Annotated in this window: 12 protein-coding genes; 2 read left to right on the top strand and 10 right to left on the bottom strand. The window is 37.1% G+C overall.

Translation table 11 applies throughout. The annotated features are described in order from the left end of the window. Window positions 1-48 precede the first annotated feature (48 nt). The 7 genes from ACFIJ7_RS06700 to thiC all read right to left on the bottom strand — a co-directional run bounded on the left by ACFIJ7_RS06700 (window position 49) and on the right by thiC (window position 6,449). Window positions 49-879 (bottom strand): uracil-DNA glycosylase family protein, encoded by an 831-nt coding sequence (locus ACFIJ7_RS06700; protein WP_375635701.1) that lies wholly within the window; start codon window positions 877-879, stop codon window positions 49-51. 457 nt (window positions 880-1,336) lie between these two features. After that, the gene (locus tag ACFIJ7_RS06705; protein WP_375644878.1) at window positions 1,337-2,095 is read right to left on the bottom strand and encodes a hydroxymethylpyrimidine/phosphomethylpyrimidine kinase; all 759 of its coding nucleotides are present in this window, start codon (window positions 2,093-2,095) and stop codon (window positions 1,337-1,339) included. Beyond that, a complete protein-coding gene (locus ACFIJ7_RS06710; RefSeq protein WP_375644879.1) occupies window positions 2,086-2,691 on the bottom strand; it encodes a thiamine phosphate synthase in 606 nt (201 codons plus the stop codon). The genes ACFIJ7_RS06705 and ACFIJ7_RS06710 overlap by 10 nt, the downstream gene beginning before the upstream one ends. After that, window positions 2,688-3,461 carry a thiazole synthase gene (locus ACFIJ7_RS06715; RefSeq protein ID WP_012754916.1) on the bottom strand — a complete coding sequence of 258 codons (774 nt, stop codon included), beginning with the start codon at window positions 3,459-3,461 and terminating at the stop codon, window positions 2,688-2,690. Before ACFIJ7_RS06715 ends, ACFIJ7_RS06710 begins: the two co-directional genes overlap by 4 nt. 4 nt (window positions 3,462-3,465) lie before the next feature. Next, the gene (thiS, locus tag ACFIJ7_RS06720) at window positions 3,466-3,663 is read right to left on the bottom strand and encodes a sulfur carrier protein ThiS (RefSeq protein WP_375644880.1); all 198 of its coding nucleotides are present in this window, start codon (window positions 3,661-3,663) and stop codon (window positions 3,466-3,468) included. A 3-nt stretch (window positions 3,664-3,666) separates the two neighbouring features. Continuing rightward, the gene (gene thiO / locus ACFIJ7_RS06725) at window positions 3,667-4,617 is read right to left on the bottom strand and encodes a glycine oxidase ThiO (RefSeq protein ID WP_375644881.1); all 951 of its coding nucleotides are present in this window, start codon (window positions 4,615-4,617) and stop codon (window positions 3,667-3,669) included. Continuing rightward, a complete protein-coding gene (thiC, locus tag ACFIJ7_RS06730) occupies window positions 4,614-6,449 on the bottom strand; it encodes a phosphomethylpyrimidine synthase ThiC (RefSeq protein ID WP_375644882.1) in 1,836 nt (611 codons plus the stop codon). The genes thiO and thiC overlap by 4 nt, the downstream gene beginning before the upstream one ends. Window positions 6,450-8,091: 1,642 nt before the next feature. Between thiC and ACFIJ7_RS06735 the strand changes: the two genes are divergently transcribed. Both ACFIJ7_RS06735 and ACFIJ7_RS06740 read left to right on the top strand, forming a co-directional pair. Then, complete coding sequence (locus ACFIJ7_RS06735) at window positions 8,092-8,262, top strand: hypothetical protein (protein ID WP_155914971.1); 171 nt, start codon at window positions 8,092-8,094, stop codon at window positions 8,260-8,262. A 780-nt stretch (window positions 8,263-9,042) separates the two neighbouring features. Beyond that, entirely contained in the window at window positions 9,043-10,017 is a 975-nt protein-coding gene (locus ACFIJ7_RS06740) for a phage tail protein (protein WP_375635698.1), read from the top strand. A 221-nt stretch (window positions 10,018-10,238) separates the two neighbouring features. Here the strand turns inward: ACFIJ7_RS06740 and ACFIJ7_RS06745 are convergent, their stop codons facing one another. From ACFIJ7_RS06745 to ACFIJ7_RS06755, 3 genes are read right to left on the bottom strand one after another with little or no spacing between them, the layout of a single operon-like run. Beyond that, window positions 10,239-11,072 carry a heme ABC transporter ATP-binding protein gene (locus ACFIJ7_RS06745; RefSeq protein WP_375644883.1) on the bottom strand — a complete coding sequence of 278 codons (834 nt, stop codon included), beginning with the start codon at window positions 11,070-11,072 and terminating at the stop codon, window positions 10,239-10,241. After that, on the bottom strand, window positions 11,069-12,166 hold the full coding sequence (locus ACFIJ7_RS06750; protein ID WP_375644884.1) for a FecCD family ABC transporter permease: 1,098 nt from the start codon (window positions 12,164-12,166) through the stop codon (window positions 11,069-11,071). Before ACFIJ7_RS06750 ends, ACFIJ7_RS06745 begins: the two co-directional genes overlap by 4 nt. Window positions 12,167-12,171: 5 nt before the next feature. Next, window positions 12,172-13,074: a hemin ABC transporter substrate-binding protein gene (locus ACFIJ7_RS06755; protein ID WP_375644885.1), complete on the bottom strand. Its 903-nt coding sequence runs from the start codon at window positions 13,072-13,074 to the stop codon at window positions 12,172-12,174.

A 13,074-nucleotide genomic window follows, 5' to 3' on the forward strand; every position in this document is an offset into this window, starting at 1 on the left:
AAGAGTTAAAGAAGGTGTTTAATTTTAGAGTCAAAGAAGATTACAGAATTACAAAAGGCTATCGAGGCGATTTTTTACTTCTAAGAAGTCTGTCCATGTAAGTTTTTTTTGACTAGGGGTTCGGAGAAGGTAGGCAGGGTGGAAAGTTGGCATAACAGGTATTTTTATATTATCCTCACTTTCATAAATATGCCATTTCCCTCGTGTTCGGATAATCCCATTTTGAGATCCCGTAAGAAACTGTGCAGCAATGCCTCCCAGTGCTATAAGTACACGAGGACGCGCTAAATAAATGTGCCGTTCAATAAAAGGGCGGCACAAGGCAACTTCTCTTGGTGTTGGTGTACGATTTCCTGGTGGACGCCAAGGAATAGTGTTGGCAATGTAAACATTATTTCTTGTTAAGCCAATTGATGCGAGGATTTTATTAAGCAACATCCCTGCTTTTCCCACAAAAGGAATTCCTTGTATATCCTCTTCTCGTCCTGGTGCTTCGCCTATAAGCATCAGGGGGCTTCCTGCTGTTCCATCTGAAAAGCAGGTATTTTTTGCTGTCAATTTTAGTGAACAGCCATTAAATGCGAGGAGCGCAGATTTTAATTCATCAAGTGTTTTTGCATTGTTTGCACTCTCTATAGCTGTGGGTTCATTTTGTATAGCCCCCCTAGAGTTATGCAGCGGACGATGATCTGATTTTACGGTGGGAGATGTTTGTTGATTATGAGAAATGTTCACGACAGATATTAATTTGCTCTCTGAACAAGCAGACTGCTTAAAACGATTAATAGGGAAATTTGTCAGAACAGCATCCGCACCACTTTCTTTATAAAAGTTTAAGAGTTCTTCATAGGAAATTGAGCACGGCGTTTGATTTAACATTTTATTTTTTCTAATGATCTAGCAACTATAGATCAAACAAAATTATCCTTCAAGTTTTATAAATGTATTCGCTAGCCATTAATGTACAAGAACGCTGATAGGATTCTCTCTTTTCACAAAAAAGGCAAATCGTAAAATGCGAGTGTTCGCGATTATATACATCTTTAAATGTACAATTTGTTTAAATTACGCTATTTTAAATTTTTAAACAGACTAAGCTCTTTATAATAAAAGAATTCTCTACTGAATGCAAGTGGTATGATAACATTTTTGATCATTATATTCTATATTTAATAATTAATGAAAGTGATTTTTGTAGTATTTTATTTGTAATAATTAAGTATAAATTTTTTATTATTATATTTTTATCTTTTTTTTTTAATAATTTTTATTAAAAATATTAAATATATTAATGAGATATATAAATATTACTTTTATATGAGAAAATATTAAGACTTTACAAACTGTTTTTACAATGGGTTAAAAGCAATGTGTGGATATATGCTTTTGCTTTTTTTACAGCTGAAATGAGAGGTTCATTTAATGCTAAATGCGTAGCAATAGCGCTTGAGAGAATGCAACCTGTTCCTCGCATTGTTCCTTTTAAACGTGGCGTAGAAATATTTATGACTTCAGTTTTGTCAATGAAGCTATCAATTGCAAGAGGACCCTCTGCATGTCCCCCTTTTACTAAAATAGATCGAGCTCCCAATGACAAAAGTTTTTTTGCTTGTTGTATTGCTTGCTCATCATGAGATGCCAATGGACTTTGGCTAAGAAGAGCAAGTTCTTCTCTATTCGGTGTTAAAAGAGTGACATGAGGAAGCAGTTTATCGATCATAGTGTCGATGATTGTTTCCGTTGTTAGTTTTCCTCCTGATGAAGCGACAAGTACAGGGTCCAGAATAACTGGAACATGGGGATAGTCTTTGAGTACGTTACAGATTGCTGCTATAATTGCTTTTGTCCCCGTCATACCGATTTTTATTGCGCTTATTGGATTTGCTTCTAGGGCAGCACGCATTTGCGCAGCGACGAGATCTCCACGCATTGGAATGATTTCGACAACGCGATTATCATCTTGTACGTTAACACAAGTGATTGCTAAATTTGCTTTTATTTGAAAATGTGCAGCGGTTTCTACATCACAAACAATACCGGCACCTCCTGTAGGATCCGTGCCCGCAACAATAAGAATGGAAGGTATCAACGCCATGTTTGTGTCACTTTTATCCACTGCTGGACACGCTCTTCAGGTTTTTTATGGAGGATGATATCAGTCACAACAGCAGCACTATTTGCTCCTGCTTTTAAAACATCAACTGCGCGTTCTGGTGTTAAACCACCAATACCCACCAAAGGTAAAGCACCAATCCGCTTTCTCCATTGTTTGATTTTTTCTAGTCCTTGCGGCATCCATTTCATTTTTTTTAAGATTGTCGGATAAATAGGACCAAGTGCAATATACTCAGGATTAACAGAGAGTGCGATATCCAATTCATGTTCATCATGTGTACTAAGACCAACTTTTATACCACTTTTACGAATTGCGTGAAGATCAGCATTGCTTAGGTCTTCTTGTCCCAGATGAATAAAATTGCACTTTTCATCAATTGCTATTTCCCAATGATCATTAATAATTAATTGTGCTTCCAATTTATTGCATATGTTTTTTGCGCGCTTGATATGTTGACGGATTATTTGTTGATTTTCATGTTTCATACGCAATTGTACGAGCTTGATGCCAAGAGGGAGCAAACGTTCAACCCAATCAGCGTTATCAACGATGAGGTAAAATGGATCCAGTTTCATGAAAATACTGCTTTTCCAATGACTGGCGTTGAAGGGACTGCTACATTGCGTGCTTCGATCATGCCAGCTTTATATCCCATACGTCCCGCTTGAACAGCTTTAGAAAATGCTTCAGCCATTAAGACAGGATCACCTGCTTTAGCAACTGCGGTATTAAGCAGTACTGCATCATAACCGAGTTCCATCGCAATGGCAGCATGTGATGGGCGTCCAATGCCGGCATCAATAACAAGAGTAGCGTCAGGAAGGTAAGCACGGATAGAACGCAGTCCATCAGTATTATGAGGTCCTTTGGCAGAACCAATAGGAGCACACCAAGGCATAATAACACGGCAACCAATGTCGAAAAGTTTTTCAGCAACAATGAGATCATCCGTTGTGTAAGCAAAAATTTTGAAACCTTCATTGTTTAAAATTTGCGCTGCTTCGATTAAGGAAAAAATATTTGGCTGTAAGGTGTCTGGGTTTCCTATCACTTCGAGTTTAATCCAAGCTGTTTTAAAGAGATCTCTTGCTAATTGCGCTGTGGTTACGGCCTCTTTAACAGTATAACAACCAGCAGTATTAGGAAGCACTGTTACCCCAAGTTCTTGAAGAAATTGCCAAAATTGTCCACCTTGTTTTCCACCTGCCGTTTCACGACGCAAGGAAACAGTCACAATTTCCGTATTCGATTTATGAATAGCATCACGAAGAATTGCTGGTGAAGGATATTGCGCTGTACCTAATAGAAGACGGGAAGAGAATTGTCGTCCATAAAGATTCAGCATAATTTTAGCCTCCTTGCATTGGGCTTAAAATTTCAATTTTATCTCCTTCATGCAAGACAAATTGGCTTCGTGCATCTATGGAAACAACTTCAGCGTTAACAGCGGTTGCAAGCCAATTTTCTTCATAACCCAATTCTTCAAGCAAGAGACCGAGAGTCGTAACTTCTGTTTGGACTGTTTCACCATTAACAAATATTTGCATGCTTTATTCCAATGCCAATTTCATTGCTCGTTTTGCCATTTCTGGAGATAAAAGAAAACCATGTCTATAAAATCCATTAATAGAAATACAATTACCATCTTTATGCACAGAAGGGAAGTTATCAGGATAACATGGACGAACACCAACACCAGATTCAATAATTTCTGCTTCAGCAAAAGCAGGATGTAAAGTATAAGCCGCGTTGAGCAGTTCCATCATTGATCTCACTGAGATTGCACCATCAAAGTCACTTTCAATCATTGTTGCGCCAATCATAAAGATATTATCTTGTCGAGGTACAATGTAGAGAGGAAACCGTGGATGAAGAAGACGAATTGGACGCGAAATTTTAATATCGGTACAGCGCACGAGAAGCATTTCGCCGCGTACGCCCCGTATATTTTTATCTTTTCCTAAACGGGCTATTCCTGTCGCATCAATAACAATATCAAAATTTGTTTCAGCCGTCTCTACATCAACAAAACACGCTCCATTGTTGAGAAGCTTTTCTTTTAAAGCCATAAGTGCTTTGCGAGGATCAATATGGGCTTCATTTTCATAAAAGAGCGCACAGTTAAAACGTTCCGCAAGATCTGGTTCAAGATGAGCTATTTCTGTATTATCTATGGTTTTGTGATTATGCGTGCGCCCAGAAAATCGTTCAAGCTCTCCTCTATCTCGTGTAGGTGCAACCACTAAAGTGCCTTTTTGTATGACAAGGTTGGGGAGCATTTTACGCCACCACTGTATAGCTTGTATACCAAGATCTTCAACAATCTGTTCCGCATTTTCTTTCTCACAGTAAGGTGCGAGCATTCCTCCTGCATACCAACTAGCACTTCCTATAGGAGAATGAGGGGGAGCTGATATAGTAACAGAAACACCTTTTTGCTGTAACATAAAGGCAACCGTTAAGCCGCCTACACCTGCACCTTTGATAAGAATGTTCTTCAACTGTTTACTTTCTCTTTTTGAGGAGGAACAATTTCCATATAAAGGTCACCATTTTTCTGATATTTCTCGGCCATGGCGATCATACCTTCCCCTTTTGTTTTTCTTATTGCTGCTGCCTCACGAATATCATGAGAAATACGCATAGAACAGAATTTTGGTCCACACATGGAACAAAAATGTACCAATTTATGGGCTTCTTTAGGCATTGTCTCATCATGAAAGGCACAGGCTGTTTCCGGATCAAGAGAAAGGTTGAATTGATCATGCCATCTAAAATCAAATCGTGCACGCGAAAGAGCATTATCGCGCAATTGTGCTCTAGGCAAACCTTTGGCAAGGTCAGCGGCATGAGCAGCAATTTTATAAGTGATCACACCAGTTTTTACGTCATTCCTATCGGGGAGTCCTAGGTGTTCTTTAGGTGTTACATAACACAACATAGCTGTTCCAAACCATCCAATCATAGCGGCACCAATTGCTGATGTAATATGATCATAACCAGGAGCAATGTCGGTTGTAAGAGGTCCCAAAGTATAAAAAGGCGCCTCGTGACAGAGATCTAATTGTTGCTCCATATTTTCTTTAATTTTGTGCATTGGGACATGCCCAGGACCTTCAATCATAACCTGTACATCTTTTTCCCAAGCAATTTTTGTCAATTCTCCCAAAGTTTTAAGCTCTGCAAATTGGGCTTCATCATTGGCATCGGCAATAGAGCCAGGGCGCAATCCATCCCCCAAGGAAAGAGAGATGTCATACGTGCGTGCAATATCACAAATTTCATCAAAATGTTCATAAAGAAAACTTTCTTTGTGATGATGCAAGCACCATTTTGCCATAATAGAACCACCTCGTGAAACAATACCTGTTACCCGATCAACGGTTAAAGGGATAAAAGGTAATCTTAATCCCGCATGAATGGTAAAATAATCAACACCTTGCTCTGCTTGTTCAATAAGGGTATCACGGAAAATATCCCATGTTAAGTTTTCGGCAATACCCTGTACTTTTTCGAGTGCTTGATAAAGTGGAACAGTCCCAATGGGAACAGGGGCATTTCGAATAATCCACTCACGAATATTATGAATATTTCGACCTGTTGAGAGATCCATAACTGTATCTGCTCCCCAGCGAATAGCCCAAACCATTTTATCAACTTCTTCTTCCATAGATGAAGTCACTGCTGAATTGCCAATATTGGCATTAATTTTAACACGAAAATTACGCCCAATAATCATGGGTTCGCACTCTGGATGATTAATGTTTTGTGGAATAATGGCGCGTCCACAAGCAATTTCATTGCGAACAAATTCGGCAGTATAAATTTCTGGTATTGATCCAGCAAATGTTTCATTTGATGGTACACTCTGCCGTTCTTTTACTGCTAATCCTTCATTTTCTCGTATAGCCACATATTCCATTTCCGCTGTAATAATGCCTGCGCGCGCATAAGCCATTTGTGTAATTTCTTTGCCATTTTTTGCTCGTAAAATGGGACGTTTTTGTTTAAATGTTGGTGTAAGGTTTTTATCAGAAGCCAATCCATTATCTTCAGGTTTTACTAATCGTGCAGGATAAGTTTCAGTATCATCCCGCTTAGAGAGCCAAGGCAAGCTAATTGCTGGCAAGCCTTTTGTAATATCAATGATCATATCTTTATCTGTGTAGGGGCCAGAAGTATCGTAGATGTTTAAAGGTTTTTCATCACTGCCATCAGTCAGTGAAATTTCACGCAATGGTACGCGCACATCAGAAAAGATAGGACTTTGTTGATAAATTTTGCGTGAAGCGGGAAAGGGGCTACAACTAATTGATGGAGTATTTTTCTGCACAAACTTTTTCCTTATAGACACAGAGTTCAAAAATAGGTTACGATGTTAATGGGGATGTATTCAAATTATCAATCACGAGTATTCGGATGAATAGGAATAGTATTGCTTTATAGCAAAGCAAACCCAATAAAGATCAAGAAAATTTATTTTGAAAAATTGATACAATATCTATTCTCATATTTGCATGCCTCCTCCCACTTAAAGTATTTTTGCTAATACGAATATGGTTGGCTTAAATATCTATATTGTCAATCATAAAAATATATTTAAACGATTTTGGTGTGTTTTTTAAGAGTGAAAATAGATATTATGAAGTGATAAACTGTGATATTGAAGCTTTTATAAACAAGAATAAAGTTAAAAACGGATTATCAAGGAAAAAGTAGATAGTTTATAGCTCTGATTGAGATTTTTTCATATTAAAATAATAACTCAGAATACTATAAGATTCTCTCATCATACATCTTTTCATATAAAATCACTTCCTTGCACGTCATAAGTGGGAGCATATGGGGCAAAATACTTGAAGAAAGGAAGCCAAAAGTCATTCATGAACATTCTCAGATGCGAGGACTATCGCAATGTGGGGGCCAACAAAATGTATGATGGGTTCCAGCTTGTATCTTCAAAAGCTTAAAGATGATGATCTGTAATAGCTTATCATTATATTTTGTGTGGGGCATTCTATTTTTCATGAGGGGATGTTCCCATTAAGAGTGCGATAAACAAAAGCGTGAAACAATACCTAATCTTTATTATTAAAAATAATATTGCCTTGAATGTTTTAAAAATCGTAAAGCGGAATTAAAAAATGATGATGAAAATGAACAAAGGCTTTTCATCTTGAAATTTCATCAACACTTTTAAAGAGTTGGAAGAGAGAGGAAAGAAAAAGGATGTATCTCAGCATAAAGTACTACGTAAATTCATTAATTAGTTTGCAATAGAAATGCGCACAAAGCGCTGTGTTTTAGCTTAAGACGAGGCAAAAATTCATTTTCTGAGACATAAAGCTCTTTGTTTTCAAGGTAAAGTTATTCAATAGTCATGTGATATCATGCAACAATATTACAGATAAAAAATCATTAATTATATACAAAAAGCTTTCTAATTATAACGAAGTGCTCTTATTATTATAATAGAACAAGAGAAAAATTGAGTAAATTTTCATCAAAAAAATTTTTAAACACTAAAATAGGTAATAAATAAAACAAACGCAAACAAAGAATTATTATGATAATGATTAACAAAGCCAAAAACTAATTTTGGAATAAGTAGGGAATTATGAGGAGGAGTAACCAAATTCCCACTAATATTGCTATTATTAGCAATGTTACAATTGGTAGCCATATAAAAGCTGCAGCTATACAGGAAAAGATGATTGGTATACTCCAGAGATAGACAAATGTGTTAACAAGAGACTCATAGGTAAATTCGTTAGTGAGTTCTTTATCTACACTATTATAGCATTCTATAATCGCTTTGCATTGTCCCACTAATACCATAAAACTGGTTATGAACATTATGAAAGATATAAAAAACAGTTTATCTTTTAGATCTTGTAAAAAAATCATTTTTAAGTAGTGCACTTATACTAAATAATGAGGTAAACGCCGGAAAGAATAGAGAAGAGCACCAATAATTGCAAGATGTTGTTGAGAATGATTTATTATTCTTGCAAAAAAAATATACATATAATAATATATATAGAGATATGCTAAGTGCGGGAGGGGAGAATTTGATTACGGGGCGTTTAAAAAACAAGGGTATTGTTCATAAAAATTGGGGGAGGGTGCTAGGTTATGTTTTTTAATATTTTCCGGATTGGATACAACCTTCAGATTTGGTGAGGGTGTGTGGTGTTTCTTTAGTATTTCAAAGTATTTCATTTCCAGTTCAATGAAAGTGTGAAGAAATGTCCATATTGAATATATTTTCTATGGTGCATTTAGATTAGACAAAAGCTTGTTCAAAAAAACATTGGTGCTGACCTTGTAATACAATTTCAGGAATAAATTGAATAAAATATAACAAAGCATCTGCATGTGAATAAAAACATAATGAAGCATGCAACGAAGTTGAAGCTAACTTTTAAAATTTTAATACAAGTGATAGCCAAAAGATAGAGTTTTTTTGTTTTAAAATATCAACGCGATAGATTTAAACTATTGAAAAAAATAAAAAAAGATAATGTTTAAATCAGAAACTTTCTATGTGGATGATAAGTTATTACATTCGATAATGGTTGTATGAAATCCATAATAAGGAAAATTTTGAACAGTATTTATAAATTTTGCAACAAGATGCAAGATTTAAAAAATAATTATATAACAACAGCAAAGCAACAAAACAAGATATTAAGTAACATCAGATGAGGTGTTACATTACACATTAGAAGAGAAAACATTAATACTAATGTTATGAAAAGCATCTGGTGAATTTAGGTTATTAAATTGTAAGGAGTGAAGAGAGGTAAAATGCGTAAATACGGATGGTGCAGTGATTATGATGTACCAATCAACAGCGGCAGCACATTTTAGTGCACAGAACGAGAATTTGTTAAAAAAACTATGAAAATAATGGGGGATTTATAATGTCTAATATTTACGATTGGTCTCTAAAGGCTGATGAAAATGCTTATTCAGATAGTATCATTAATTGGGCAGAAGGTCAGCCGCCTAGTTCTGTTAATGATAGTGCACGGGCGATGATGCAGCGCGTGCGTGAATATCTTGCAGATAATGGTGGATCTATTAATTCAAGCTTTATAGTAAATGTGGAAGATAAAACAACATTAATTACCTTAAAGACAGTTTCGCCTATAAAGAAATACAACAATGATATCGTCATACGTTTTAAAGCTTGTGGTGTAAATATTGGCGCGACAAAAATAACTGTTAATAATATAGGAGAAAAGCTTATCTATAAAGCAACTGATGTGGGGGTTATACCATTAGAAGGTGGAGAACTTCAAACAGATGGCATTTATGAAATGGTATACAATAATGGTGTTTTAATAAAAGAGCATGAGGGGTGGTACTTATTAAATCCTACACCACCAAAGATAGAAAGTTTTCCCTCTGGATTCATTGCAACATTTGCTATGCAAAATGTGCCAAATGGTTGGCTTTTGTGTGATGGTAAGGCCTATAAGCGTGAAGATTATCCGCAGTTATTCAACGCAATAGGTGATAAATGGGGAAAAGACAGCAATAAAACTTTTAAAGTTCCTGATTTTAGAGGCATGTTTTTACGCGGCTTTGATAATGGTCGGGGTTTAGATGGTGGTAGAAAATTTGCAGATGAACAACAAGATAGCATAAAATCGCATACGCATATTGGGAGTATTGAAAATGCAGGCGAGCATGCGCATAATTTTGAGTATCAAGGGGTAGGATGGCCAGTTGGTGATATTGGGAGACTACCGAATCATTATACTTATAATGCGACCCTGAAAGGGAGAACAGGTTCTGCTGGTGCACATACACACAAGGTAACTCTTTCCCATACGGGTGAGGCAGAAACGCGTCCTGTTAATGCAACCGTTGTCTATGCTATAAAATCATGAGTATGTTTGAGTAATAATAATCCATCCACCCTGATAATTTTGTTAACGCGGAGCAATTCCGCGTTATTTTCTAGCGTATGAAGAGGAAATCTATACTGTTAATATGATACTTGAGAGAGTCGAAAAAAAACAATTTTTTAAAATGACAGATGACAAAAAAAACTCATATAAAAATAAAAAAAAATTCTTGAATATTTGCATGTTTTATTTTTCTATGGACTTTAGTTTTTAGATTGAAACCGATAGCTTAGAGATTTAATTTCATAGGAGGATGCCGTTTGAGGGAGTATAAAAGGGATATCTTCTTTAGGTAATTCAGAAACGTTTAAAGAACAATGATAAACATCGCGGAGATTTTGTGTTGTCAAAACGTTAGTTGCATTTCCTTCGCAATAAACCTCTCCTTCCTTGAGCAAAATCATGTTATCTGCATAATGTGCTGCGAGATTGAGGTCATGAAGAACAGCAAGAACGCCGCCACCAGAATGGGCAAAATTTTTGGCAATATCCATAACAACAAGCTGGTGTTGGATGTCGAGGTTAGCAATAGGTTCATCTAATATCATCCAGCGAGGAATTCCATTATGAACAGGTTTCCAGATTTGGCAAAGGACACGAGCAAGTTGTACTCTAGCTTGTTCTCCGCCTGATAATTGGTGATAATATCGATCACTATAGTTAGCAAGACCAACGCATTCTAAAACCTTTTGGGTAAGGTTTTTCAATTCATCTTTTGCGATGGTGAATTGGTTCGCGGAGAGACCAAGTTCTACTACTTCATAGACTAAGAATGGAAATGCCAATGTTGTTGATTGTGGTAGCACAGCGCGCATGGTTGCCATTTCATGAGTTTTTGTTTGGCATACATTATAACCATTTAAGGTTATTTTTCCACTGTAGGGAATTTCTCCACTCAGTGCTTTAATAAAAGTACTCTTCCCAGATCCATTAGGACCAATAATAATGGTAAAAGCACCACTTTTAGCTTGAAGATTAATGTGTTTAAGAATCTGCTTCTTTCCGCGCTGAACACAAATATTTGTCGCTTCAATCATGAAAAGTCTGTTCCTCGTTTGCATATAAGAATCCAAAGGAAAAAAGGGGCACCAAAAAGTGCTGTAACAATTCCGATTGGCAATTCTGCGGGGGCAACAATGAGGCGCGCAAATGTGTCGGCAAAAATGAGTAATGCTGCCCCCAAGAGAGCAGAGCAGGGAATAAGATAGCGGTGATCGGGACCAATTAGCTGACGCAAAATATGTGGAACAACAATACCAATGAAACCAATTCCGCCACTGACAGCAACAGCACTACCACACATAAGAGCAACAAGGGGAATAGCAATATTTTTAACGCGTTGAATATGGAAACCAATATGGCCAGCAACAGCTTCTCCAAGAGCAAGGGCATTAAGTGCTCGTGATAAAAAGGGAGAGAAAAGAAGACCAATAACGATGAAAGGGAGAACGAGCCATACTTTCAACCATGTAGCGCCCGCAAGAGAGCCAAGACTCCAAAAAGTGATATCACGGAGTTGTTGGTCATTTGCGATAAAAATCAATGTTCCAACAACTGCACTGCTTAATGCACCAAGAGCAATACCAGCAAGCAGCATGGTTGCAATAGAGGTAAAACTATTATGCGTTGCTATTATGTAGAGAATAATCGTTGATAAAAGTCCACCAAAAAAAGCACCTATGATAACTTTGTAAGGCTCTAGAAAAGGTGCAAATGAAATAGGAAAAGCAATACCGACAACAATTGCTAAGACTGCTCCAAGTCCAGCACCTGCTGATACACCTATAATTCCAGGATCTGCAAGAGGATTACGGAAAAGCCCTTGCATAAGAACACCAGAGACAGCTAAAGCTGCTCCAATCAACAATCCAAAGATAACACGGGGAAGCCTTATGTCGATAAGCACGAGGTAATCACGCGTTTTACTACTTACTGAAAAATCTTGTGTAAGCATTACATGGAGGAGATCAACGAAAGAAACCTTTGCGGCACCATTCAAGAGCCCACTAAAAATACTGAAGATAAGGAATATTATTAAGCTTAATAATAAAATCTTCCCCTGCTTTGAACGGTTTATTTTTTTACCTTCTTTTGCTTCAGGTAAATGCATCATGGATGTACCGTCTACCATTTTTATCAGCTCTTACCGTTTTGATTTGCACCATAAAGTATCTCAATAAGCTCTCTTGATGCGTCTGCAGTGCGTGGACCAAATCCTAAAAAATACATAGCATCCATCTGTTTTATGGCATGATTTTTTGCTGCTGTTGTTGCTTGAACTGCCGGTATGGCTAAAATCTTATCAATGCTGGTTGATCTTGCACCATGTTTTACAAGTAAGATAACATCAGGATCTGATTTCAATAACGCTTCGCCATTGAGAAGTTTATATCCTTTATAATCGGTGATAGCATTGATAGCACCTGAAAGTTTTATCATACTATCAGCTGCAGTACCTGTTCCAGATGCCATGACGCGTCCATTTTGCACAGAGAAAACAAAAAGAACACGCTTTGGTGTTGTTACTTTCGCCAAAAGCGCATCGTTTTCTAAAAAATTACGCTTCAATTTTTCAATTAACGCAGCCGCTTGCACTTCTCGATGAATAGCTTGGCCAACGAGGCGAATCTTTTCTATCACATTTTCACGGGAGTAGTCTTCTGGTATGATCACCAGAGGTATTGATGTTTTTTTGAGAATATCAATCGTTGAAGCAGGACCGCTTCCTTCAACAAGTAATATGCCCTCTGGGGCAAGTGATAAAACACCCTCAGGTGAAAGAGCACGCATATATCCAAGCACAGGAAGCTTGAGCGCTTCTTGTGGGTAGACGCTTGTACTATCACGGGCGATAAGTTGATCTTGGGCTCCCAATGCATAGACAATTTCTGTAAGTGCTCCGCCGATAGAAACAATTCGAGCATTTTCAGGAAAACGGGTTGTGGGTTCAGCAATCACTTGTTTAGAAAAACAGGTAAGAGAGAGCAGTAAACACATAAGGAAAAGGTTTGATAACCTATGCAAAAGAGATATGAACAT

This window comes from Bartonella sp. MR100HLJHH, assembly GCF_042194215.1.
Taxonomy (GTDB): domain Bacteria; phylum Pseudomonadota; class Alphaproteobacteria; order Rhizobiales; family Rhizobiaceae; genus Bartonella; species Bartonella grahamii.

Bases quoted from the DNA above. Each gene is read 5' to 3' on its own strand.
- ACFIJ7_RS06700 (WP_375635701.1), bottom strand. From the start codon at position 879: ATGTTAAATCAAACGCCGTGCTCAATTTCCTATGAAGAACTCTTAAAC.
- ACFIJ7_RS06705 (WP_375644878.1), bottom strand. From the start codon at position 2,095: ATGGCGTTGATACCTTCCATTCTTATTGTTGCGGGCACGGATCCTACA.
- ACFIJ7_RS06710 (WP_375644879.1), bottom strand. From the start codon at position 2,691: ATGAAACTGGATCCATTTTACCTCATCGTTGATAACGCTGATTGGGTT.
- ACFIJ7_RS06715 (WP_012754916.1), bottom strand. From the start codon at position 3,461: ATGCTGAATCTTTATGGACGACAATTCTCTTCCCGTCTTCTATTAGGT.
- thiS (WP_375644880.1), bottom strand. From the start codon at position 3,663: ATGCAAATATTTGTTAATGGTGAAACAGTCCAAACAGAAGTTACGACT.
- ACFIJ7_RS06740 (WP_375635698.1), top strand. From the start codon at position 9,043: ATGTCTAATATTTACGATTGGTCTCTAAAGGCTGATGAAAATGCTTAT.
- ACFIJ7_RS06745 (WP_375644883.1), bottom strand. From the start codon at position 11,072: ATGATTGAAGCGACAAATATTTGTGTTCAGCGCGGAAAGAAGCAGATT.
- ACFIJ7_RS06750 (WP_375644884.1), bottom strand. From the start codon at position 12,166: ATGGTAGACGGTACATCCATGATGCATTTACCTGAAGCAAAAGAAGGT.
- ACFIJ7_RS06755 (WP_375644885.1), bottom strand. From the start codon at position 13,074: ATGTTCATATCTCTTTTGCATAGGTTATCAAACCTTTTCCTTATGTGT.